Below are 23,723 nucleotides of genomic sequence, written 5' to 3'. Positions count from 1 at the left end.
TGGTCGATTTGCTGTCTTACCTGGAGCCTCGCCCTCATCGATCACCGGTCCCTGCTGACCCGGGCTGACCTGCAAGATCAGGTTGAAAAAGGCTCCTTGATCCGGATGACCGCCCGGAAGGCTCGAGGTGGGTGAGGCAGGTCGCGCGGGATAGGGCGACATCGATCAGACGCTCCCGATTCACCCTGCATCGCTGGTTTCCTCGATAGATTGCAGCTCGTGAATATTCTTCGGATTGCTCTCCCGGTCATGGTCGCCGTCGGGGCCGCCCTTCTCGTGCCGCAAGGACCGGCGCTTGCCGCCGATGCGTCGTACCGGACGCTCGGCTCGGCGAACAACCCGGACTGGATGAGTTCGATCGCGGACTCGACGAGCCTGGCCGCCCTGTCCATCCCCGGCACCCACCAGAGCATGTCGATCCACGGTGGCAGCCTGACCCAGACGCAGGAGAACTTCGGCGACAGCGGCGGCACGCTGGCGCGCCAGTTGACCGCCGGGATCCGGGCGATCGACATCCGGGCGCGGGTCAACACCGGGAACACGTTCACCATTCACCACGGCGCGAGTTACCAGAACGCCAACTTCGACGACGTGCTGACCAAGCTCCGTACGTTCCTCGCCGAGCATCCGCGCGAGACCGTGGTGATGCGGCTCAAGCAGGAGTGCCACGGCGGGCTCGGCTCGTGCACGGACGTGTCGGGCCAGCGCAGCTTCGCTGACATTTTCGACTCGTACGTGTCCCGGTACCCGAACCTGTTCTGGCAACCTTCGGTGAACCGTGGGGCCGGAGCGCCCATGCCGTCGCTCGGGGCGATCCGCGGGAAGGTCGTGCTCGGTGTGGTGCACGGCCGGGGCGGCGGGCCGGTCGACCGATACGGCCTCGCGCAGTTCGCGGCGTGGGGGAGCGGGTCGTCGACCTATGTGCAGGACGCGTACGACGTACCCAACGTGGGCGCCATCGCCACGAAGCGGGACCAGGTCCGGCGTTTCCTCGACGCGACCAGTGCGGGCGACCGGTCGGCCGTGTATGTCAACTTCGCCAGCGGCTCGAGCGTGTTCGCGCATCCGCAGCATGTGGCCGGGGGAGCGTTCGGGGTCCAGGGCGTCAACCCGTTCCTGCTGGCCTACTTGAACGAGGGGCCGGAGGTGCACGCGCCGGTAGTGCGTACGGGGATCGTCATGCTGGACTTCCCGGGCAGCGCGCTGATCAGCGAGATCCTCTCGCGCAACGGCTGACATCTTCGGTACGTGGTGCACGATGCCGCCCGGCCGGCCCTCTCGGGCGCGGCCGGGCGTTCCCATCGCTGATGACGATCAGCTGTCGAAGTAGAGCGTGGCTCCCGCGCACCCGTACGGGCAGTGCAGCTCGGCCCGGTAGTTGCCGGACTGCCCGATGATCATCCAGACGTTGTGCTCCGCGCTGCGGTACTGGTAGTCGCGGAGAAACTCAGCGCCGGTGGAGACATTGCGGATGATGACGAATGAACTGGGCGGATCCGCCTCGGTACCGGGCGGGTTGGGCGTGGCGGGCGAGTAGATGTTCAACGTGGCGGCGTGCGGATTGGCGCCGGCGGCGAGCCACATCGACGCGGTGTTACATCCCCACTTGTTGCTCGGCGCCACCGTGCACGACCGCTGGGCGGCCTGCGCCACGGCCGCACCGGCCGGTTGCCCCGCCAGCATGACACCGGCGAGCGCGGCCACGGTCACCACGACCCGCATGAGCTTGCTCAACGAATTCTCCCTTCTCGATGTCCTGCGACGATCGTGCGCGCGAGGTGGGGGCACCGTGGCAGTCTTCGGACGAATTCGGATGAGCGGTCACCGGCGAGCCCCCGCGCGTACGAGATCGTTGGGGTCTGCCTGAACGCGGCCTAGTTGTGCTGTCCAGGCGAGGGAACCGTCGTCGCGTTGACGATCTCCCGGAGCGCGGCGACATGCCCCTGGTATGCCTTGCGTCCCTCGCGTGTCATCGACAGCCACACCCGCCGGGTGTCCGAGCCGAGACGTTCCTGCTTCACGTAGCCCGCGTCGACGAGGGCAGCGACCTGCTTGCTCAGCGCCGACGGGCTCAGATCGAGATGTTCCTTGATGACCGACAGTTCCAGGGTGCTGCCGGCGACAAGCATGGCGCAGATCCGCAGCCGGTGTGTCGGGTGGATGATCGGGTCGAGTTCCGCGGTCATCGAGGCGCCCCGGTCGAGCGCCGGTGCACTACGCCGCCCGCCAGGTAGAAGGTGGCCGCCGCGACGGCGAGAACGACGATCGGCCACGTCCGCCCGGTGAGCTCGGCGACGACGAAAGCGGAGAGCAGGCACGCGATCGTGGCGCCGACCAGGGCGAGGAAGGCGCGGCTGGTGGGCAGGGTGAACGGCGTACCCATCCGGTAGCCGGCCAGCACGTTGATCGCGGTCAGCGCCGCGCTCGTGGCGAGGAGGGGAACGAAGCCGTCGTCGCCCAGCGCGAAGGTCAGCGTCATGGCACCCAGCAGAAGGGCGTTGACCGGGTAGAGCCAGGTGGGCCACGGCGTGTCCCGCACGGCGCGCTGGGCGGTGTCGATGTCGGCAAGCGCCTCGCGGGCCTCGGCGGGGTTCGGGACATGCACGTTGTTTTCCATGACGGAAACTATCTCAGATGCTTTCCACTATGGCAACTATCAACCACTCGGAAAACATCTGGCCGCCCATGGGATGTGGAGCGGCTCAGCGCAGGCCGACCGGGTGGCGTCCGATTCGCGCCGAGCCGTTCGTAGAGGAGGTGAGGGGTGGATACTTCTGCCCATGGCGCACCGGGAGGACGAGGCATGGCCAAGCTGATCTACGTGACCAACGTGTCACTCGACGGCTATTTCGAGGATGAGGACGGGGCCTTCGCCTGGCTGCCACCGGACGACGGGTACTTCGCGTTCACCACCGACATCCTGCGCTCTGCCGGCACGTTCCTCTACGGGCGGCGCCTGTACGAATCCATGGCCGTCTGGGAGACCGACGCTTCCCTGGCCGCGAGGTCCGATCTCACGGCGGACTTCGCGAGCGTCTGGCAGGCGGCGGACAAGATCGTCTATTCCACGACTCTCACCGGGGTGTCGACCGCCCGTACCAGCTTGGAACGCCGTTTCGACCCCGCCGCCGTCAAGGAACTCAAGGCCACGGCCGGCAGCGACATCATCATCGGAGGCGCTGACCTGGCGGCGCAGGCCATGCGGGCCGGGCTGGTCGACGAGTGCCGGTTGTTCGTCTGGCCCGTGGCCGTCGGAGGCGGCAGGCCGGGGCTGCCCGCCGGCATGCGCACCGACCTCACGCTCCTCGATCAGCGCCGCTTCGACGACGGCGTCGTTCACCTTCGTTACGGCCTGCTCGGCCACTGACCACGCAGCCACCGCCGGACGACCCCGGCGGTGGCTGCCACCTGCCGAAACTAGGCCGACGGCAGGACGACGACGCCGTCGTCGTCGCTGACCACCCGGGCGCCCGGGGTGAAGCGGCAGCCGCCGAACTCGACGACGACATCGCGTTCACCGGCGCCGGTCTTAGCGCTCTTACGCGGGTTCGAGCCGACGGCCTTGATGCCGATCGGCAGCTTGCGCAGGGCGGCGACGTCGCGGACCGCGCCGTTGATGATGACGCCGGACCAGCCGTTGTCGACGGCGAGACCGGCGATGATGTCGCCCATCAGGGCGGTGTGCACCGAGCCGCCGCCGTCGACGACCAGCACGCGGCCCTCGCCGGGTTCGCTGAGGACGGACTTGAGCAGGGCGTTGTCCTGAAAGCAGGTGACCGTGACGGCGGGGCCGCTGAACAGGGCGGTTCCGCCGTACTGCCGCAGTTGCGTGTCGCACGACTGCAGGCGCTCGCCGTACTCGTCGTACAGATCAGCGGTGTTGGTCATTGATCTTCTCCTTGGGATTCGTGGAGGCCCCCGGCCGCGACCGCGGCTCCGGCGAGGCCCGCGGCGGTGATGGCGAGTACTCCGGTGGCGCCGGCTCCGGCGGCCAGGACGCCGGCGGCGCTGGGGATGACGACCTGGCCGAGACGGTTGCCGGTCAGGCGCAGTGACATGGCGCGTCCGCGCATACCGGGCGGTGCGGACTCGGCCAGGAACGACATGGTGAGGGGCTGACCGGCGCCGAGGCCGAGTCCGGCGGCCACGACGAGCACGGCCATCAGCCACAACGGCATGGGGATCAGCATCAGCAGCAGGCCGGCGGCGGAGACGGCGACGGTGCCGACGAGCAGGCGGTGCCGGCCGAAGGCGGCGGTGAGGCGGCCCAGGAACAGGCGGGAGATCATCGAAGCGACCGCACGGACGGTGAGCAGGATGCCGATGGTGCCGGCGGCGATGTCACGCTCGGCGCCGAGGGCGGGCAGGTAGACCAGGGTCACGTCGATGGCGGCGAGGACGATGCAGCTGACCGTCAGCGCGCGAATGAGTCCGGGGCGGGCCAGCAGTTCGCGGAAGCCGCCGCTACCGGTGCCGGACTGTCGGCCGTGCTGCCCCGAGGAACGCAGGAACACCGCGATGAGCAGCAGCGGAACGCTGACGGCCAGCGTGCCTAGAAAGATCGCCCGCGTGTGGGGGACGGTCTGGTCACCGCCGAAGAACACGATGAGTCCGGGACCGAGGGCCTGGCCCAGCGACGCGGCGAAGGTGTAGTAGCCGAACGCCGTGTCGTAACGGCCGGGTTCGGTGGCGTTGGCGACCAGCGCCTGCTGGCCGACGACCGAGCACAGATGTCCGGTGCCGAGCAGCATCGTCGCGGCGGTCAGCCCGGCGATCGCGTCGCCGAGCAGCACGAATGCGGCGGTCGCCAGCGTCAGCAGGGCGGGCCCCGCGATGAGTAGCCGTCGTTCACCGAGCCGGTCGATGATCTGTCCGGCGGGTGCGGCGAGCACCAGCGGGACGACGGCGAAGCTGGCAGCGAGCACACCCAGCCAGGCGGCGGGGACATCGAGGGCGATGGCCTGGTATGTGGCGGTGGGACGCAGCACGAACGTGATGGCCTGTACCAGCACCGTGTGGGCGAGCAGCAGGCCGTTCTGATTCAGGGCGCCGCCTCGATCTTGCCGGCGTTGAGACGGTTCGCGGCCTTGGCGCCGAGGCTGCTGTCGATGTGCCGTCGCATCACGCCGGCGGCACCGACGGAGTCCCGGTTGATCACGCATTCCAGCAGCTCACGGTGCTCGGCCGCCTTGGTGTCGCGCTCCTGCTGGTCGCGTTCGACCTCGAGACCGAGGCGGCGGTAGCGGTCGGCCTTGTCCCACAGCGCGTCGAGAGTGCTGATGAGGATCTCGTTGTGCGAGGCGGTGTAGATCGCGGTGTGGAACCGCCGGTGCGCGACCAGGTCGACGAAGCTCGGGTTGTGCGGCAGCGGGTGCAGGCCCTCGATGGCGTCGCGCATCTCGCGGATGTCGGAGGTGCTGCGGCGTTCGGCGGCCAGCGCGGCGGCCAGGGGGTCGAGAGACATCCGGATCTCGAGCAGGTCGCGGGCCTCTTCGCCGGTGAGTGGGCTGACGCGGGCGTCGCGGTGAGCGTCGAGCTCGACCAGGCCCTCGGACTTCAGGCGGCGCAGCGCCTCGCGTAGCGGCGTGGTGCTGATGCCGATGGTGCGGGCGAGCACGGCCTGGTTGAGGACCGTGCCGGGTTCGTACTCGCCGGTCAGGATCTTCTCCCGCAGCTGGCTGTAGGCGTAGTCGCTCTTCGTGGAGTAAGGCTCCGTCATCAACCCTCCCGAGGTCGCTTATAACCTACACGACCTGTCCAGCTCGGGAATTTCTTCGCCGAGGTGGTTGACGGCTATAGGTTATAACCTCCATCGTGGGTGGCGTTCCCCACAGCGATGTTTCCTCCGCATCAAGGAGCTGTGAATTGAAAAGACGTCTGCTCGCTTCCTTCCTCGTCCTCTCCACCGCCGCCGCCCTGACCGGCTGCGGTGGCTCCGACGAGCCGTCCGCCCCGCCGAACCAGATCACCGAAGGCAAAGCACCGGACTACTACCCGGCCGAGTACGCCCAGCTGATCGAGGCCTCCAAGGCCGAGGGCGGCGAGCTCACCATCTACTCCAACACCGACCAGGAGAACTGGGCCCCGATCTTCCGCGACTTCCAGAAGAAGTACCCCTGGGTCACGAAGATCTCGGCGAACAACCTCGACAGCGACGAGGTTTTCCAGCGGGTCCTGAGCGAACAGGCCACCGGTAGCTCACCCGCCGACATCCTGGTCTCCAACGCCGCTCAGGCCTGGGCCGAGTACAACGAGCAGGGCAAGGGTCGGCTGCTGGAGTACGCCTCACCCGAGGCCGCCAAGCTGCCCGAGTTCGCGACGCTGATGCCCAGCGTCTACGCGATGTCGATGGACCCGATGACCATCGCCTACAACACCAGCCTGGTGCCCGAGGCCCCGACCGGCCTGGCCAGTCTCGCCGCGCTCGTGGCCAAGGACCCGAAGAAGTACCAGGACAAGATCACCACCCGCGACATCAAGGGCGCGTTCGGCTTCACGGTGTCCCGCGCCTACACCGAGGCCGACCCGAACTCCTGGACCCACCTGCAGCAACTGCTGCCGCTGGCCCGCCCCGAGACCTCGTCGGGCACCCAGACCGAGAAAATCCTCGCAGGCGAATACCTGGTCGGCTTCTTCATCTCCGCGGCACCCGCCTACCCGGTGGTCAAGAACAGCGGCGGCCTGTTCCAGGTCACCTTCCTCGACGACGGAACGGTCGTGCTGCCCCGTGGCATCGGCATCGCCCCGAAGGCTCCGCACGTCGCCACCGCGAAGCTGTTCACCGACTTCGTGCTCTCCAGCGAGGGCCAGCGGGCCGTCGCCGAGGGCGGACTGACCTCCTACCGCGACGACGTGCCCAAGGCCGACGGCCTGCACACCTATCAGGAGGTCGTCGAGAAGGTCACCGAAGCCAAGGTCATCCGCGTCAAGTACGACCTGGTCCCCGACGCCGCGGTGCAGGAGTTCACCAACCGCTGGAACGGGCTGCTCGCACAATGACGACCACCCTCGTGACACCCCGGTACCGGCGCTTCCTGGGCGCCGGCCGGGAGTTGTGGGTCCAGTACGCGGTGCTCGGCTTGCTCGCGCTGCTCGTACTGGCGCCCGTCGTTCCCACGCTGTATCAGTCGGTGCTGGACCGCCCGCTGTACGAGGCGGGCGGCATCCTCACCGCCGACAACTACGTACGCCTGTTCACCGACGCCGGCTTCGGCACGGTCATCCTCAACACCGCTCTGTTCGCCGTCGGCACCACCGCGCTGACCCTACTCATCGCGGTCCCCATGGCGATCGCCGTGGTCCGCACCAAACTGCCCGGCGCCCGGCTGTTCGCTGCCGCGATGCAGTGGCCGTTCTTCATCTCCTCGCTGATCCTCGGCTTCGGCTGGATCACCCTCTACGGCCCGGCCGGGTTCGTCAGCACCCAGGTCCGCTCCTGGATCGGCACGGTCCCGTGGAACCTCTACTCGATCCCCGGCATGGCAGTCACCGAGGCCGTGGCGCTCGCCCCGATCGCGTACGTGTTCTGCGCCAACGCCCTGCGCCAGTCGGACGCCTCCCTGGAGTCGGCCGCCCAGGTGTGCGGCGCCGGGCCGCTGCGCATCCTCTTCTCGGTCATCGTCCCGATGCTGCGCCCGCCCATGGTGTACAGCTCGATCCTGGTCTTCAGCATGTCGGTCGAGACGCTCAGCGTGCCGCTGCTCTACGGCCAGCCGGTCGGCATCCCGGTCTTCTCGACGTTCCTCTACTCCAACGGCCTGCAGTCGATCAACCCGGACTACGGCATCCTCGGAGCCGCGTCCGCGCTGATCCTGCTGGTAACCGTCGGGCTGGTCGCGTTGCAGGCCAAACTGCTCAAGGACGCCCAACGGTTCGTGTCGGTACGCGGCAAGGCCACCCGGCCGCGCCGTCTCGACCTCGGCTGGATCAACTGGGTCAGCATCGTCGCGATCACCTTCTACGTGATCTTCGGGGCGCTGCTGCCGATCGGCGGGCTGATCTTCCGGTCGTTCACCCTGATCTTCACGCCGCTGCAGTCGCCATTCAAGACGCTCACCGGCGCCAACTACGAGCGGATCTTCACCTTCGACGCGTACACCCGCTCCATCACCAACAGCCTCATCATCGCCGCGGTCGGCGCGGTGCTGGTCAGCGCCCTGTCGCTGCTCGCCGTGATCGTCGCGCGCCGATCCACCTTCAAGTACCGCCGAGCCGTGGAGTACTTGGCCCTCGCCCCACAGGCGATGCCCGGCCTGATCATCGGTATCGGCTTGTTCTGGGCCTTCGCCTACGCCCCGTTCGGCGCCGGCAGCCTGATCCAGGGCACCCTGGTCGCCCTGATCATCGGCTTCGGATTACGGGCACTGCCCAGCGGCTTCGGCTCGATCGCGCCGTCGATCATGCAACTGGGAGCGGAACTCGACAACGCTGCCCGCGTTTCCGGCGCCGACTGGGTGCGCACCTTCACCCGGATCCTCGGACGGCTCATGGTCCCCGCCTTCGCCGGCGCCATGATCCTCACCTTCGTCACGATGCTCAAGGAGTACTCGCCGGCGATCTTCCTCGGCTCCGCCGACTCCAACATCCTCGGCACCACGATGCTCGAGCTCTGGGTCCAGGGCAACACCGGTTCCGTCGCCGCCCTGGCCACCATCCAGATCGCCATCACCGCCGTCTTCGTCGGCGTGGCCGGGCTGCTCATGAGAGGACACCACGATGCCTGACGTCCGCGTCAGCCAGCTCTACAAGACGTTCGGCGACGTCACCGTCCTGCACGAGGTCGACTTCACCATCCGCGACGGCGAGTTCTTCACCCTGCTCGGACCCAGTGGTTGCGGCAAGTCCACCACCCTCAACTGCATCGCCGGCCTGGAGAAACCGACCGGCGGCACGATCACCGTCGGTGACACCACCTTCGTCGATTCAACGGCCAAGATCTTCCGTACGCCTGAGGAGCGCAACCTCGGCATGGTCTTCCAGTCGTACGCGCTCTGGCCGCACATGACCGTGGCCGCGAACCTCGCCATGCCGCTGACCATCCGCAAAGCGAGCAAGAAGGACAAGCAGCAGCGGATCGCCGACGCCCTCGACAAGGTCGGCCTGGCCCACCTCGCCGACCGGTACCCGCACCAGCTCTCCGGAGGCCAGCAGCAACGCGTCGCCCTCGCCCGTGCGCTGGTCTACTCCCCGTCGGTGCTGCTGCTCGACGAGCCACTGTCGAACCTCGACGCCAAGCTGCGCGAACAGGCCCGTGCCTGGCTCAAGGCGCTGCAGGCCGAGCTCGGTATCACCACCGTCTACGTCACCCACGACCAGGACGAGGCCCTCGCCCTCTCCGACCGGATCGCGGTCATGGCCGACGGCCGCATGCTGCAGATCGGCACCCCGAAGGAGATCTACGAAACACCCGCCGCCCCGGAGGTCGCCGCGTTCGTCGGCCGCTGCAACTTCCTGCACGGACAGGTCGAGAAAACTGACGACGACCATGTGCATGTACGGCTGGACGCGTGCGGTGAGGTCGTCGAGGTGACCGGCGATGCCCAGCCCGGACAACAGGTGACCGTCGCGGTGCGCCCCGAGCGGCTGACCGTTGGCCCCACCGGCACCGGCCTGCCGTGCGAGATCGTGACCAGCGCCTACGTCGGCTCCCACCACGAGTACCACCTCAGACTCGGCGACCAGACCGTCCAGGTGCAGTCCCCGCGCGGTGACCTCACCGGTGCCGTCGGCCTCACCTTCGCACCCGAGGCCGCGCTGCTCTACCCCCGGCCCCTCTCCTGACGAAAGCGAGACCGCATCAATGACCAGCTACACCCTCGGGGTCCTGCACGGTGACGGCATCGGACCGGAGATCGTCCCGTCGTCGGTCACCATCCTCGACGCGGCCGCCGCCGCGGCCGGCCTCGAACCGATCGCCTGGGTCGAGCTGCCACTCGGCGCCGCCGCGATCGCCGAGCACGGCACGGCCGTACCGGAGCAGACCTTGACCGCCCTCGCCGGCCTGGACGGATGGCTGCTCGGCCCGCACGACAGCGCCGCCTACCCCGAACCACACAGGTCGAAGCTCAACCCCAGCGGCACCATCCGCAAGCACTTCGACCTGTACGCCAACATCCGCCCCGCCAAGAGCTTCGACGGTGGCAACGCGATCGTGGCCGGCACCGACCTGGTCATCGTGCGGGAGAACACGCAGGGCTTCTACGCCGACCGGTCCACCTACGCCGGCACCGGCGAGTTCATGCCGACCCCCGACGTGGCCATCGCGCTGGGCATCATCACCAGGCCCGCGGTGGAACGCATCGCCCGGTCGGCATTCGACCTCGCGCAGCGCCGCGACAAGCGGGTCACCATCGTGCACAAGGCCAACGTCCTCAAGATGACCACCGGCCTGTTCCGCGACGTGTGCCGCGAGATCGGCGCCGGTTACCCGGATGTGGCCGTCGACGACTTCCACATCGACGCCATGACGGTGCACCTTGTCCGTCGCGCGAACGAGTTCGACGTCATCGTCACCGAGAACATGTTCGGCGACATCCTCTCCGACCTGGCCGGGGAGATCGCGGGATCACTGGGCATCGCGCCGTCGATCAACTCGTCCGACACGCACGCCATGGCCCAGGCCGCACACGGCTCGGCACCCGACATCGCGGGCCGCGACATCGCCAACCCGATCGCCATGATCCTGTCAAGCGCCATGTTGCTGGACTGGCTGGCCGCCAAGCACGACGACTACCGGCTGCGCGCTGCCGCCCGCCGCGTCGAGGCCGGGGTAGAAGCCGCCGTAAAGGCCGGCATGAGCACTCGCGACCTCGGCGGCACGGCCACCACCAGTGGTTTCACCGGCGCCGTCGTCGAAGCGATCCGCGCCGCCTGAGGAAACACCGGTGAACCGGCGGCACCGCACCCCAGCCGTGTGCCGCCGGCTCCGCCCAGCCGAAAGGACACCATCCGTGGGCAACACCCCGCCCGTCGTCGCCCTAATTCACGCCACCCCGGCGTCCGTCGCGCCCGCTCATGCCGCCTTCGCGGCCGACTTCGCCGACGCCCGCCTCTGGAACCTTCTCGACGACCACCTGATAAGCGAGGCCGAGGCAGCCGGCGGCCTCACCGCAGACCTTCACCAGCGGATGCATACCCTGCTCCGGTACGCCGTGAACGGCGGCGCCGACGCGATCCTTCTGACCTGCTCGATGTACGGTCCGGCAGCCCGGGACTTCGCGCCCGATGCCACGATCCCGGTCCTCGCCTCCGACCAGGCCCTCTTTGACGAGGTCGACCGCCTCGCCGCCCAGCGGATCACCGTCCTCGGACCGGTACGCACCGGCGTTGACGACACCGTGGCCCGGCTCCGCGAACACCTCAGCACCGACCCGGCCATCACCGGGAGCGTCATCGACGGTGCCCGGGCAGCCACGACCGCCCGCGACCACCAAGCCCTCGAACGGGCCGTGGTCGACGCGACCCTGTCCGCCCAGGCCGGCGCCGACCTTATCCTTCTCGGTCAGTTCTCCATCTCCCCTGCCCAGCCCGCCGCCCAGCGGGCCGTGACCGTCCCGGTGCTGAGCCCTCCGCAACTGGCCGCCCAGCGGCTGCGCCGCCACTTCACCGGAGCCACCGCGTGATCGGCTGCATCGCCGACGACTACACCGGCGGCACCGACGTCGCCGCCGGACTGCGCCGCTGCGGGCTGCGGACCGTGCTGCTCTTCGGCGTCCCGGGCCCCTCCGTCGCACTGCCGCCCGACTGTGACGCCGTCGTCGTCGCGCTGAAGACCAGGACGATCCCGGCCGCCGACGCCATCGAGCAGAGCCGGCGGGTGCAGCGGTGGCTCGGCCGGCACGGGGCCGGACAGGTCTACTTCAAGTACTGCTCGACGTTCGACTCCACCGACGACGGCAACATCGGCCCGGTCACCGACGCCCTGCTCGACCAGGCGGGCAGCCCGATGACCCTGATCTGCCCCGCCTCACCCGAGCACGGTCGCACCGTCTACCAGGGGCACCTGTTCGTCAACGGCGTCTTGCTGTCGGAATCGCCGATGCGGGACCACCCACTGACTCCGATGAAAGATCCTGATCTGGTACGGGTCCTCAGCCGCCAGACACCACATCGAGTCGGGCTGCTGCCCCTCGACGTCATCCGCACCGGAGACGTCAGCGCCCACCTCGAACAGCTGCGCGCCGACGGGATTCGCCACGTCGTCGTCGACGCCACCCAGGACGACGATCTGATCGCCGTCGTCGCCGCGGTGGCCGACCTGCCGGTGCTGACCGGGGGAGCGGGCCTGGCCGGGGCCCTCGCCGCAAGCCGGGCCCGCAGCAGAGCGCACCAGCGGCGCCGGCCCGTCACCGGGCCGGGAATCGTGCTGGCCGGAAGCTGCTCGGCGGCCACCCTGCAGCAGGTCGCGCACGCCCGCGCGGTGTTCCCGTCCTACCGCCTCGATCCCGCCGTCACCCCCGAACCCGGACAACTGCTGCACCAGGCCGAGACCTGGCTCGAGAAGCACCTCGGCGACACCCCGGTGCTGATCTATTCGTCCGCGCAGCCGGAACAGCGCGTTGCCGGCGCCGCCGAACTGCTCGAACACACCCTCGGCACGCTGGCCCGCACCGCCGTGTGGCTGGGTGCCCGCCGCATCGTCGTGGCCGGCGGCGAGACGTCCGGCGCGGTCGTCAACGCGCTCGGCATCGACGCCGTCGAGGTCACCGACGAGGCCGACCGCGGGGTCCCCTGGTGCCGAACGGCCGGCACACCACCTCTGGAGCTGCTGCTCAAGTCGGGCAACTTCGGGCGACCTGACCTGCTCGTACGATCGATGGAAGAAGTTTGATGAGCGACATCCGGCAGCAGATCGCCGACCTCGGCGCCTCGTTCTTCACCCGCCGGCTGACCTTCGGCCGCACCGGCAACATCAGCGTCCGCGCCAGCGACCGCATCCTGCTGACGCCGACCGGCGCGAGCCTCGGCTCCCTCGACCCGGACGCGCTGTCGGTCATCGACCTCGACGGCACCCACGTCGACGGGCCGAAACCGTCGAAGGAGGGCTTCCTGCACGCGGCCGTCTACCGGTCACGGCCCGGCGCGGGCGCGGTCATCCACCTGCACAGCACCTACTCGGTCGCCGTCTCCTGCCTTGACGGGCTCGACTCCGCCGCCGCACTGCCGCCGCTGACCGCCTACTACGTGATGCGGGTCGGACGGCTGCCGCTGCTGCCGTACCACGCGCCCGGCGACTCCTCGCTCCGCGAGACCGCCGAGCACGTCGCCCGCGATCACCACGCGTTCCTGCTGGCCAACCACGGTCCGGTCGTCGCCGGAGCCGACCTGGCCGCAGCCGCCGATGCCGTCGAGGAACTCGAGGAGACCGCCCGGCTGTTCCTGCTGCTCCAGGGACACCGGACCAGGCCACTGACCGCCGAGCAGGTAACCGCGCTGGGAGCAACCCGATGACCGACCTGATCGACCTGGGAACCCGGATCCTCCAGTCGGTGGGTGTCCCCGAACCCGACGCCCGGCTTGTCAGCGACAGCCTGGCCACGGCGGACCGCTGGGGCCATCCCTCGCACGGCATGCTCCGGCTGCCCTGGTACGTCGCCCGCATCCGGTCCGGAGCGATGCGAGCGGTCACGCGGCCCCGAACCGTCGTGGACGGCGGCGCGACCGCCGTCATCGACGGCGACGACGGCATCGGCCAGGTCATCACCCACCAGGCCTGCCGGGAAGCGGTCGCCCGAGCCGGCGATCATGGGGTGGCGGCTGTCGCGGTCCGCAACAGCAACCACTTCGGCACCGCCGCCTACTGGACACGGATCATGGCCGACGCCGGCTGCATCGGCATTCTCACCACCAACGGCAGCCCCGCGATGGCCCCGACCGGCGGCCGGGAGAAGATCGTCGGCGCGAACCCCTGGTCGATCGCCGCGCCCCGTCCCGACGGGCACGTCGTGCTGGACATCGCCAACACCAGTGTCGCCCGCGGCAAGATCTACGCCGCCCGGGAACGCGGCGAGCCGATCCCCGACGGCTGGGCGGTCGACGCCGACGGCCTGCCGACCACCGACCCGCAAGCCGCCATCGACGGCGTCCTCGCTCCGATGTCCGGACACAAGGGCTACGCGATCTCGTTCATGATGGACGTCCTCTCCGGTGTCCTGACCGGCAGCTCGTACGCCGGTGACGTGGCCGGCCCCTACGTCCCCGACCAGCGCAGCGGCTGCGGCCACCTGGTCATCGCGCTGCGCGTCGGCGCCTTCGCCGACCCGGCGGCGTTCGGGCAGCGCCTTGACGACCTCATCGACGTGACCAAACGGGTGCCGCTCGCCCGCAACGCCACCGAGATCTTCTACCCCGGCGAGCCGGAGAACCGCCGCGACATCGTGACCCTGACGCCCAAGACCCTCGAGGATCTGCGGGCCCTCGCGCACGAGTGCGGGGTGGACTTCGACTGATGTTCACCGTGATCGTCACCGTCGACGTGCGGCCCGACCGCGTCGGCGAGTTCCTGGAAGGCATCACCGCCAACGCGCGGGCCTCACTGCGCGACGAGCCCGGCTGCCTGCGCTTCGACGTCCACCGGGTCGACGACCAGCCTCACCGGTTCCTGCTGCACGAGATCTACACCGGCGAGCAGGCGTTCTACCGGGCACATCGGGAAGCGCCACACTACGCCGACTGGCTGAAAGTCGTCGACCGGTGCGTGCTCGCCAAGTCCAACCTCTACGCGACCCCGATCCTCCCCGCGGAGCAGCGATGATCACCTCCCTGCGTGTCGGCGACGACTCCTACCGCATTCACCGCATCGGTGACCTCGCGCCCGAGGAGCTGCCCTACAGCCTGCGGATCCTGCTGGAGAACCTGATCCGCCACGGTTACGACGACCAGGTCGCGGCACTGACGCAGTGGGACGGCACACCGCGGCCCGGCACGGCGGTCGACCTGCATCCGTCGCGGGCGTTCCTGCACGACACCAACGGGGTGCCGACCCTGGTCGACCTGGCCGCGATGCGCGACGCGATCCGGGACCTCGGCGGTGACCCCGGGCGGGTCAACCCGCTGATCCCGGCCGAGCTGGTGATCGACCACTCGGTGATCGCCGACGTGTTCGGCACGGCCGAGGCTCGGGAACGCAACGTCGAGATCGAGTACGGCCGCAACGCCGAGCGCTACCGGTTCCTGCGGTGGGGACAGCAGAACCTGCGCAACTTCGCCGTCGTCCCGCCCGGCACCGGGATCATGCACCAGGTCAACGTCGAACACCTGGCCAGGGTCGTCACCGCCGAGAACGGCCAGGCGTTCCCGGACGTGTGCCTGGGCACCGACTCGCACACCACCATGGTCAACGGGCTCGGGGTGCTCGGGTGGGGGATCGGCGGCATCGAGGCCGAGGCTGTCATGCTCGGCCAGTCGCTGTCGATCCCGCTGCCCGAGGTCGTCGGGGTCCGACTGCACGGGCGTCTGCCCGACGGCGCCACGGCCACCGACCTGGTTCTGACGATCACCGAGCTGCTGCGCCGGCACGGGGTGGTCGGCAGGTTCGTCGAGTTCTCCGGCCCGGGCGTCAACGGGGTCACGCTCGCCGACCGGGCCACCATCGCGAACATGGCACCCGAGTTCGGGTCGACGTGCGCCTACTTCCCGATCGACGACGAGACCCTGCGATACCTGCGGTTCACGGGGCGCACGCCGCGTCATGTGGCGCTCGTCGAGGCGTACGCCAAGGAGCAGGGCCTCTGGCACGATCCGGAGCGCGTGGTCTCGTACAGCCAAGTGGTCGATCTTGATCTGGGTGTGGTCGAACAGTCTCTCGCCGGGCCCCGCCGCCCCCAGGACCGCCTCGCTCTCAGCGCCGCGAAGGCCGCCTTCCGGGAGACCGCCCGCGACCTGCCGCCCGTGTCGTCGGTGATCGAACACGGTCACGTGGCGATCGCTGCGATCACCTCCTGCACCAACACCTCGAACCCTGCCGTGATGGTCGCCGCCGGGCTGCTCGCCCGCAACGCGGTGGCCCGTGGGCTGCGCAGCAAGCCGTGGGTGAAAACCACCCTGTCGCCCGGCTCGCGGGTGGTGACCAGCTACTACGACCAGGCCGGGCTCACGTCGGCATTGGAGAAGCTCGGGTTCCACCTGACCGGGTACGGCTGCATGACCTGCATCGGCGCGTCCGGCCCGCTGATTCCCGAGGTCGCCGCGGCCGTCCGCGAGCACGACATCAGCGTGGTGTCCGTACTCTCGGGCAACCGCAACTTCGACGGCCGGATCAACCCCGACGTGCGCATGAACTACCTCGCCTCACCGCCGCTGGTCGTCGCCTACGCCATCGCCGGGACGATGGACCTCGACCTGACCACCGAACCGCTCGGCACCGGCTCCGACGGCGAACCGGTGCACCTGCGCGACATCTGGCCCAGTCCGCGCGAAGTGCAGGACGTCGTCGAGTCGAGCATCACGCCGCGGATGTTCACCGACGTCTACGCTGACGTCTTCACCGGCGACAGCCGCTGGCAGGCACTCGACATCCCGCACGGGGCGACGTTCACCTGGGACGAGACGTCCGCCTACCTGCGGCGGCCACCGTACTTCGACGCCATGACTCCGTCGCCGGGAGAGCGGCCCGAGCTCCGGGACGCGCGGGTGCTGGTGAAACTCGGCGACTCGATCACCACCGACCACATCTGCCCGGCCGGCGCGATCCCGCTGCATACTCCGGCCGGCCGCTACCTGACCGAACTCGGCGTCGCACCGTTCGAGATCAACACGTACGCGTCGCGGCGCGGCAACCACGAGGTCATGATGCGGGGCACGTTCGCCAACGTGCGGCTGCGCAACCAGCTCGTGCCGGGTACCGAGGGCGGGTTCACGCGGCTCGCCGGGCAGGACGCGGTCATCCCGGTCTACGACGCGGCGATGGCCTACCGGCAGAGCGCGACGCCGTTGATCGTGCTCGCCGGCAAGGACTACGGGACCGGCTCGTCGCGGGACTGGGCGGCCAAAGGGCCTGCTCTGCTCGGCGTCCGGGCGGTCATCGCGGAGTCGTACGAGCGGATCCACCGGTCGAATCTGGTCGGCATGGGCATCCTGCCGCTGCAGTTCCCGCCCGGCGAGTCCGCCGACAGCCTCGGACTGACCGGCCGGGAACGATACGACATCACGAGGTCGGCCTCCGGCCCGGCGGTCACGGTCACCGCCGGCACCATCAATTTCACCGCGACGGTACGCCTGGACACCGCCCGGGAAGCCGAGTACTACCGGCACGGCGGCATCATGCCGTACGTCCTGCGGCAGCTGCTCGCCACGGCGCCTGAACAGTCGAGAGGGCCGCGACGGTAGTAACGGATTCCCTGGCGCGAGGCCCGTAGTGGGTGAGGACGTCGCGCCATGGCCCCGGCCGGCCACGAGGAGCCAGAGAATCAGGGCGAACGCTCGGTTACCAGTGCCGGATGGATCCCGGGACGCGTCGTCAGACGGCTCGCAGGCTGCGTGTCGGCAGTTCTGCTGGCACGGGCTTGCCGAGCCTGGCCAGTACGGCCCGCCGGAACTCGGCGGAGTGCGCCGCGATCGCCTTGCGGCGGGCGAACCATCGCACGATTTCCAGGTAGCGGTACCGCTGATAGCCGGTGGCCTCGATCAGGTGGGCGTCGGTCAGCGACTCCATCACCCGTTCGGCCTCGGTGTCGGGCAGATCCAGCAGCCGGGCGGCGGTACCGACGGTGATCTCGTCATCGTCCGCAAGAGCGACCAGCCCGAAAGCGACAGCCGCCGGCGGGTCGACGGCGCGCAGAGCCTCCAGGTCTCGTTCGAACGGGGCTTCGACCCGGATGCAGTCCTCGTGCAGCGCGACCGGCTGGCGCATCTCCACCCGCAGCCTGTCGCCGATCGACGCGACGGACCAGGTGGGCCGGGCCGCGAGCCGCTCGGCGCCGAGGCGTACCGCCAGTGGCAGATGAGAACACGCGCCGGCGAACCGCAGCGCGGCGTCGTACTCGGCGTCGACGCGGGATCGTCCGGCGACCCGGCGGAACAGCTCGACGGACTCCTCCGGCTCGAACGCGGGCAGGGAGGTCCACCGGATCTGCGGCATGCCGGCGAGGCGGCGGCTGCCGGTGACGATCGCGGCGCTGCCGGTTCCGGTCGGCAGCAGCGGCCGCAACTGCTCCGGTGTCATCGCATGGTCGAGCACGAGGAGCAGGCGGCGGCCGCACGAGACGGTTCGCCACAGCGCGGCTCGCTCGGCCAGATCGTCCGGGACGTCCGCGGGCGGCACGCCGAACGCCCGCAGGAATCCGGCCAGAACCGCCGCCGCCCCCACCGGGCCGCCGTCGTCGTCGCGCAGGTCGGCGTAGAGCTGCCCGTCCGGGAACCCGGCCCGGATCCGGTGGGCGAGGTGGACGGCCAGGCTGCTGGTCCCCATGCCGCCGAGCCCGGTCAGGCCGACGACCGGTGCGCTGACCCCCGCCGCGGTGAGCGATCCGCGGAGCCGGTCGATCAACTCCGTTCGTCCCACGAAATCCCGGATCCCGGCCGGTAGCTGCTCCGGTGCCACCGCGCCCCGGTGCGTGCCGGCCGTCTCCCACACCGGAGCGACCGGGGCGGGCGCCGGCTCACCGTCGAGGATCTGCCGGTAGACGTCACGTAGTGCCGCGCCGGGGTCGAGCCCCAGCTCGTCGGCGAGCAGTTCCCGGAGGCGCTGATACTCGGCGACGGCCAGCGCCTGCCGGCCGGTCCGGTACAGCCCGAGCATCAGCAGGCCACTCAGACCCTCGTCGAGGGGATGCTCCTCGGTCAGCGCGCTCAACTCGGTGACCGCGGTGCCGGCCCGGCCCGATCCGATGTCGAGGGCCAGGCGTTCCTGGGTGGCCGCCCGCCGCTCCCGCTCGAGGCGCACCCGCTGGGCCTGGGCGTACGAACCCGGGACGTCGGCCAGCGCGGGGCCCTGCCAGAGGCCCTCGGCTTCGTGCAGAGCCTGAGCCGCCGTACTGTGGTCGCGGGCCGCTCGTGCCGTCCGGGCCCGGGCCACCGCGGCGGTGAAGTCGGTCAAGTCGAGAGTCCCGGTTTCCCGCCGCAACAGGTAGCCACCACTGACGGTCACGATGGCTTCGTCCCCGAGAACCTGCCGTAGCCGGGACACATAGGTGCGCAAGGTCAGCGCACTGGTCCGCGGCGGGTCGTCACCCCAGACCGCGTCGGTCAGCTCCTCCAGGGTGGCCTGCCGGCCCTGTCGCAGGGCCAGGACGGCCAGGACGGTGCGTTGCTGCGGAGTACCGAGATCGAGTTCCTGCTCGCCGTCCCAGGCACGTACCGGGCCGAGCACCGAGATACGTGCCGGCCGGCTCGTCATCGACGTCATTCGACTTCCCCCGTCCGTCCTGGCCACCCTACTGAACTGGGCGTCTACCTTTCGCCAACGCTTCGTTGACGTACGTCACGGCTGAATGGGTCCGGCCGGCGATCGCCGGCCACGAAGACTGTAGAGAAAGGCCGTTCCTCGTGAGCGCACCGCAGACCCCCGGCTTCCCTTCCGCGTCCGGCCTCGCCGCCCTGCGGGCGACCGTCGCCGGTCCCGTCCTCGTGCCGGGTGACGAGGGATACGCCGGCGAGATCCCCACCTACAACCTCACCGTGGTGCACACCCCGGCAGTCGTCGTGGGCGTCACCAGCGCCGCCGACGTTCAGGCCGCCGTACGCTTCGCGGCCGCCAACGACCTGCCGGTCGCGGTGCTCGGCGCCGGGCACGGCACCTCCGTGTCGTCGGACGGCGCGGTGCTGATCACCACGCGCCGGCTGACCGGCCTGACCATCGACGAGGACGCCATGACGGCCCGCGTCGAGGCCGGGGTGCGGTGGGGCGAGTTCGTGGAGCAGGCCGGCAAGCTCGGTGTGGCGGGACTCAACGGATCATCACCGACCGTGACCGTGGTCGGCTACACCCTAGGCGGCGGCCTGGGCCCGTTCGGCCGGAAGTACGGTTACGCCGCCGACCACGTGACCGCGCTCGACGTGGTGACCCCCGACGGCGAGGTGCGCCATGTCACCGCCGACAGCGAGCCGGACCTTTTCTGGGCGCTGCGGGGCGCGAAGGGCAACTTCGGTGTCGTCGTCGCCATCGAGTTCACCGTCTTCCCGATCAAAGCGTTCTACGGCGGTGGCATCTTCTTCCCGGGCGAGCTGGCCGGCGAGGTGCTGCACCTGTTCCGGGAATGGACCAAGGACCTTCCGGAGGAGATGTCGGCCTCCGTCGGCCTGCTGCACCTGCCGGCGGCACCGTTCGTGCCGGAGCCGCTGCGCGACCGCCTCGTCGCCCACCTGCGCGTCGCCTACCTGGGCGGCCCGTCCGACGGCGCGGTCCTGGTCCAGCCGTTCCGGGACCTGGGTGCTCCGATCATCGATGCGGTAGGGCCGATGCCGTACGCGGCGGTCGCCGCCGTGCACAACGACCCGGTCGATCCGCTGCCGCTCTACGAGCACGCGGCGCTGCTGCGTGAGCTGCCCGCCGAGGCGGTCGACACGATCCTGCGGTACGCCGGTCCCGGCGCCGAGTCGCCGCTGGTCCTGGCCGAGGTGCGGCACATGGGCGGAGCCCTCAGCCGTGCCCCGGAGGTGCCGAACGCCGTCGGCAACCGCGACGAGACCCTCTACAACGTGTTCCTCGTGGCTGCCGGCGGCCCGCCGGACGCCGCCGCCCTGCACGCCTACGAGCAGCGCCTGATCGACGCCCTCGCACCCTGGTCGACCGGTCGCCGGTACCTGAACTTCATGTTCGCCGCCGACGCCGATCCGCAGACGGCCGCACTCGCGTACGCCCCGGAGGCCTACGAGAGGCTGGCCGGCATCAAGCGCCGATGGGACCCGGCGAACCTGTTCCGCATCAACCACAACATCCCGCCCGCGACCAGCGCCGAGCGCGAAGTCCCGGGTTCGCCGAACAGCCTGTGAAGGAGGGCGGCAGGTAGCAGCATCAGGAGCAGTCCAGCAGCGGGGGAGCCACGATGTCGCGATGTTCGCCGGTAACGTCCGGAGCGGCTCGGCCGGGCGCGTACCGGAGAATCGTCGCCATCGTCGCCGGGGGAGCGGCGTTGCTCCTGGCGGCCGCCGGTGTGCCGGCGACCGCCCGTACCGCCGGACCCGCGGGGGTTGAGATCCTGGAGACCGGGGTGCTGGCGGCGCCGAGGCCGGTGCCCGGAAGCGACGATCGGACGCATCTGGTCTACGAGGTCGTGCTGCGCAACGTCTCCGCCGACCCCGTACACCTGGACCGGGTGGAAGTGCAGGAGCCGGACCGCACTGAGCCCGTCGCCGTCTACGACTCCCGCGCGATCGAACGGGTCCTGCTGGACCCCGAGGCGCGCACGTTCAGCCGGACGCTGGCACCCGGCAAGTCCGGTTCGCTGCTGCTCGACGTCACGGTGGCGGCCGGTGCCCGGGTGCCGGCCCGGCTGAGCCACCGCTTCGAGGTGTCCGGAGCCGCCGAGCGGACCGTGCGTGGCGCTGCGACAGAAGTCGACCGGCGCGAACCCCTGCGCCTCAGCCCACCGCTGCGGGGCGACGGTTTCGCCGTGTACGGATGCTGCCGGCCGCCGTTCGTGCACCGCCTGGCCCTCATGGAGTTCGACGGCCACACCTTCGCGGCCCAGCGGTACGCGATCGACTTCGTCCAGACCGACGGCGGTGTGGGCAGTTACACCGGCGACCAGGACCGCAACGAGAACTACTTCATCTTCGGCGAGGGCGTCAGGGCGGTGGCCGACGGCAAGGTGCTGGCGATGCGGGACGGGGTGCGCGCGAACACGCCGCAGAAGCTGCCGCCCCGCACGGGACCCGGGGACCTGACCGGCAACTTCGTGATCCAGGACCTCGGCGGCGGGGCGTACGCGCTGTACGCCCACATGCAGGCCGGCAGCGTGCGGGTCAAGCCGGGGGACCGGCTCACCCGTGGGCAGGCACTCGGCCTGGTCGGCAACTCCGGCAACTCGACCGAAGCGCACCTGCACTTCCACGTGGTCGACAGCCCGGGCCTGCCGTTGGGCGTGGCCGGCGACAGTGTTCCGTACACCTTCGACCACTTCCGGATCCAGAACCGGATCGCCGGCCTGGACAGCGAACCGGAGGCGCCGGTACGGGTGGCCGCCCCGCCCGCACCGGACCGGACCGGGCGGTACCCGCTCACCGGCGATGTCATCGAGTTCCGGTGAACGCGGATGTTCTCGTGACCGGTGCGGGCCCGACCGGTCTCACGCTCGCCTGTGAACTCGCCCGTCGTGGCGTGGCGGTGCGGATCATCGACCGGGTGCCGGAGTTCCCCACCGGCTCCCGGGGGAAGGGGCTCAGCCCGCGCAGCCAGGAGGTGCTCGACGATCTGGGGGTCGCCGACCAGATCCTGGCGTCCGGTGTCAGCCACCTGCGGCACCGCAAGTACCAGGGGACCGAGGTGATCGCCGAGGTCGATCCGCAGGCCGACCAGGTGCCCACGCCCGACGTCCCGTACCCCGCGGCCCTGATGATCCCGCAGTGGCGGGTGGAACAGATCCTGCGCGAGCGGCTGGCCGGCCTCGGCGTCACCGTCGAACGCGGCACCGAACTGAACGACTTCCAGCAGGACGCCGGCGGAGTGACCGCGACGGTCGGTGAGGCGCGGATCCGGGCCCGATACCTGGTCGGCTGCGACGGCGGCCGGAGCACCGTCCGCAAGGCACTCGGCCTGCCGATGCGTGGCGAGACACCGGACATGCAGACCATGGCGGTCGGTGACATCCACGTCGAAGGGCTCGGCCGTGACGCCTGGCATCAGTGGTTCACCGGCGACGGCATCGTCATGCTGTGCCCGCTGCCCGGCACCGACATGTTCCAGATACAGGCCACCCACGAACTCGACGCGGACGGCGCACCGCTCGAACCGACCCTGGAGCGGTTTCAGCGGACCTTCGATCGAGTGGCCGGGCTCCCGGGAGTGCGCTTGCACGAGCTGGCGTGGCGCTCGACGTACCGCGTCAATGTCCGAATGGTCGACCGGCTCCGGGTGGACCGGGTGTTCCTCGCCGGGGACGCGGCCCACGTTCACCCGATCGCCGGCGGGCTAGGCATGAACAGCGGGATCCAGGACGCGTACAACCTGGGCTGGAAGCTCGGTCTGGTGGTCGCGGGGAAGGCATCCCCGGCGCTGCTGGACACGTACGACGAGGAGCGGCTCCCGATCGCGAGCTGGCTGCTGGACATCACCTCGGAACGGCTCGCCGCGGTCCTCGACGCGGTCAAGGAGAAGGGCGGCGGTCTCGACGCGGTGGCCTCGCCCGAGTTGACCCAGCTGGCGCTGCGGTATCCGTGGAGCCGGCTGTCACGGCAGGCCGGCCGGTCCGCCCGGGTGCAGCCGGGGGACCGGGCGCCGGACGCTCCGCTGCGTGACACCGCCGGCGCACCGATCCGGCTTTTCGATCTGTTCCGTGGTCCGCGCTTCACCCTGCTCGGCATCGGTGAACACGGCCTCCCGCCGCTCGACGGCGTGGATCCCGCGATCATCGGATCCTGGGCGGTCGGGTCGGGCGGCCTGCCCGACGACGGCGGCCATGCGGCGAACGCCTACGGCGCGGACACCCTGGTCCTGGTACGCCCGGACGGCCATGTCGGCCTGGTCGCCGACCCGGGGGACGGCCGTAGCGTCCGCGACTACCTGCGCTCGCTCTGAACGGGCTGCTCGGAAGGGTTCTGACGGCGGTGAACTCGGTTCGACGCGAATC

At 69.9% G+C, this 23,723-nt stretch carries 22 protein-coding genes; 15 read left to right on the top strand and 7 right to left on the bottom strand.

Annotated elements, in window-relative coordinates; all coding sequences use genetic code 11:
* The first annotated feature begins 219 nt into the window (after window positions 1-219).
* Complete coding sequence (locus tag CLV67_RS40180) at window positions 220-1,236, top strand: phosphatidylinositol-specific phospholipase C (protein WP_239166117.1); 1,017 nt, start codon at window positions 220-222, stop codon at window positions 1,234-1,236.
* A 78-nt stretch (window positions 1,237-1,314) separates the two neighbouring features.
* Here the strand turns inward: CLV67_RS40180 and CLV67_RS40175 are convergent, their stop codons facing one another.
* From CLV67_RS40175 to CLV67_RS40165, 3 genes are all read right to left on the bottom strand, one after another.
* Entirely contained in the window at window positions 1,315-1,734 is a 420-nt protein-coding gene (locus CLV67_RS40175; RefSeq protein ID WP_146169491.1) for a hypothetical protein, read from the bottom strand.
* A gap of 140 nt (window positions 1,735-1,874) precedes the next feature.
* Window positions 1,875-2,186 (bottom strand): transcriptional regulator, encoded by a 312-nt coding sequence (locus CLV67_RS40170; RefSeq protein WP_106328239.1) that lies wholly within the window; start codon window positions 2,184-2,186, stop codon window positions 1,875-1,877.
* Window positions 2,183-2,617 carry a hypothetical protein gene (locus CLV67_RS40165; RefSeq protein WP_106328238.1) on the bottom strand — a complete coding sequence of 145 codons (435 nt, stop codon included), beginning with the start codon at window positions 2,615-2,617 and terminating at the stop codon, window positions 2,183-2,185. The genes CLV67_RS40170 and CLV67_RS40165 overlap by 4 nt, the downstream gene beginning before the upstream one ends.
* A 186-nt stretch (window positions 2,618-2,803) precedes the next feature.
* On the opposite strand from CLV67_RS40165, the gene CLV67_RS40160 reads away from it, so the two are divergent.
* Window positions 2,804-3,367, top strand: a complete 564-nt coding sequence (locus tag CLV67_RS40160) for a dihydrofolate reductase family protein (RefSeq protein WP_106328236.1) — start codon at window positions 2,804-2,806, stop codon at window positions 3,365-3,367.
* Window positions 3,368-3,417: 50 nt separating this feature from the next.
* On the opposite strand, the gene rraA is transcribed toward CLV67_RS40160, so the two are convergent.
* The 3 genes from rraA to CLV67_RS40145 are packed head-to-tail and all read right to left on the bottom strand — an operon-like array spanning window position 3,418 to window position 5,719.
* Window positions 3,418-3,888 carry a ribonuclease E activity regulator RraA gene (gene rraA, locus CLV67_RS40155; protein ID WP_106328234.1) on the bottom strand — a complete coding sequence of 157 codons (471 nt, stop codon included), beginning with the start codon at window positions 3,886-3,888 and terminating at the stop codon, window positions 3,418-3,420.
* Window positions 3,885-5,012, bottom strand: a complete 1,128-nt coding sequence (locus CLV67_RS40150) for an MFS transporter (protein WP_170154174.1) — start codon at window positions 5,010-5,012, stop codon at window positions 3,885-3,887. Before CLV67_RS40150 ends, rraA begins: the two co-directional genes overlap by 4 nt.
* 29 nt (window positions 5,013-5,041) lie before the next feature.
* Window positions 5,042-5,719 (bottom strand): GntR family transcriptional regulator, encoded by a 678-nt coding sequence (locus CLV67_RS40145; RefSeq protein WP_106328229.1) that lies wholly within the window; start codon window positions 5,717-5,719, stop codon window positions 5,042-5,044.
* 146 nt (window positions 5,720-5,865) lie between these two features.
* Between CLV67_RS40145 and CLV67_RS40140 the strand changes: the two genes are divergently transcribed.
* The 10 genes from CLV67_RS40140 to acnA all read left to right on the top strand — a co-directional run bounded on the left by CLV67_RS40140 (window position 5,866) and on the right by acnA (window position 17,325).
* On the top strand, window positions 5,866-6,999 hold the full coding sequence (locus tag CLV67_RS40140; protein WP_203736936.1) for an ABC transporter substrate-binding protein: 1,134 nt from the start codon (window positions 5,866-5,868) through the stop codon (window positions 6,997-6,999).
* Window positions 6,996-8,723, top strand: coding sequence for an ABC transporter permease (locus CLV67_RS40135; protein WP_106328224.1), 1,728 nt, complete (start codon window positions 6,996-6,998; stop codon window positions 8,721-8,723). The genes CLV67_RS40140 and CLV67_RS40135 overlap by 4 nt, the downstream gene beginning before the upstream one ends.
* Window positions 8,716-9,780 (top strand): ABC transporter ATP-binding protein, encoded by a 1,065-nt coding sequence (locus tag CLV67_RS40130; protein WP_106328222.1) that lies wholly within the window; start codon window positions 8,716-8,718, stop codon window positions 9,778-9,780. The genes CLV67_RS40135 and CLV67_RS40130 overlap by 8 nt, the downstream gene beginning before the upstream one ends.
* A 19-nt stretch (window positions 9,781-9,799) precedes the next feature.
* Window positions 9,800-10,873, top strand: coding sequence for an isocitrate/isopropylmalate dehydrogenase family protein (locus CLV67_RS40125; RefSeq protein WP_106328220.1), 1,074 nt, complete (start codon window positions 9,800-9,802; stop codon window positions 10,871-10,873).
* Between the two features lie 76 nt (window positions 10,874-10,949).
* Window positions 10,950-11,621 carry an aspartate/glutamate racemase family protein gene (locus tag CLV67_RS40120; RefSeq protein ID WP_106328218.1) on the top strand — a complete coding sequence of 224 codons (672 nt, stop codon included), beginning with the start codon at window positions 10,950-10,952 and terminating at the stop codon, window positions 11,619-11,621.
* Entirely contained in the window at window positions 11,618-12,829 is a 1,212-nt protein-coding gene (gene otnK / locus CLV67_RS40115) for a 3-oxo-tetronate kinase (protein ID WP_106328216.1), read from the top strand. Before CLV67_RS40120 ends, otnK begins: the two co-directional genes overlap by 4 nt.
* Window positions 12,829-13,449 carry a 3-oxo-tetronate 4-phosphate decarboxylase gene (otnC, locus tag CLV67_RS40110; protein ID WP_106328214.1) on the top strand — a complete coding sequence of 207 codons (621 nt, stop codon included), beginning with the start codon at window positions 12,829-12,831 and terminating at the stop codon, window positions 13,447-13,449. Before otnK ends, otnC begins: the two co-directional genes overlap by 1 nt.
* The gene (locus CLV67_RS40105) at window positions 13,446-14,447 is read left to right on the top strand and encodes an Ldh family oxidoreductase (RefSeq protein ID WP_106328212.1); all 1,002 of its coding nucleotides are present in this window, start codon (window positions 13,446-13,448) and stop codon (window positions 14,445-14,447) included. The genes otnC and CLV67_RS40105 overlap by 4 nt, the downstream gene beginning before the upstream one ends.
* Complete coding sequence (locus CLV67_RS40100) at window positions 14,447-14,752, top strand: putative quinol monooxygenase (protein WP_106328210.1); 306 nt, start codon at window positions 14,447-14,449, stop codon at window positions 14,750-14,752. Before CLV67_RS40105 ends, CLV67_RS40100 begins: the two co-directional genes overlap by 1 nt.
* Entirely contained in the window at window positions 14,749-17,325 is a 2,577-nt protein-coding gene (gene acnA / locus CLV67_RS40095) for an aconitate hydratase AcnA (RefSeq protein WP_106328208.1), read from the top strand. Before CLV67_RS40100 ends, acnA begins: the two co-directional genes overlap by 4 nt.
* A 130-nt stretch (window positions 17,326-17,455) precedes the next feature.
* On the opposite strand, the gene CLV67_RS40090 is transcribed toward acnA, so the two are convergent.
* On the bottom strand, window positions 17,456-19,333 hold the full coding sequence (locus tag CLV67_RS40090; RefSeq protein ID WP_170154193.1) for an AfsR/SARP family transcriptional regulator: 1,878 nt from the start codon (window positions 19,331-19,333) through the stop codon (window positions 17,456-17,458).
* Between the two features lie 149 nt (window positions 19,334-19,482).
* Between CLV67_RS40090 and CLV67_RS40085 the strand changes: the two genes are divergently transcribed.
* The 3 genes from CLV67_RS40085 to CLV67_RS40075 are packed head-to-tail and all read left to right on the top strand — an operon-like array spanning window position 19,483 to window position 23,671.
* The gene (locus CLV67_RS40085; RefSeq protein WP_106328204.1) at window positions 19,483-20,928 is read left to right on the top strand and encodes an FAD-binding oxidoreductase; all 1,446 of its coding nucleotides are present in this window, start codon (window positions 19,483-19,485) and stop codon (window positions 20,926-20,928) included.
* Window positions 20,929-20,981: 53 nt separating this feature from the next.
* Complete coding sequence (locus CLV67_RS40080; protein ID WP_106328202.1) at window positions 20,982-22,184, top strand: M23 family metallopeptidase; 1,203 nt, start codon at window positions 20,982-20,984, stop codon at window positions 22,182-22,184.
* Window positions 22,181-23,671, top strand: a complete 1,491-nt coding sequence (locus CLV67_RS40075) for an FAD-dependent monooxygenase (protein WP_106328200.1) — start codon at window positions 22,181-22,183, stop codon at window positions 23,669-23,671. Before CLV67_RS40080 ends, CLV67_RS40075 begins: the two co-directional genes overlap by 4 nt.
* The last annotated feature ends 52 nt before the right edge of the window (window positions 23,672-23,723 follow it).

This window comes from Actinoplanes italicus, assembly GCF_003001815.1.
In the GTDB taxonomy this organism is placed as follows: domain Bacteria; phylum Actinomycetota; class Actinomycetes; order Mycobacteriales; family Micromonosporaceae; genus Actinoplanes; species Actinoplanes italicus.
The sequence above is the reverse complement of the archived record's forward strand: the minus strand, read 5'-3'. Positions and strand labels throughout refer to the sequence as shown.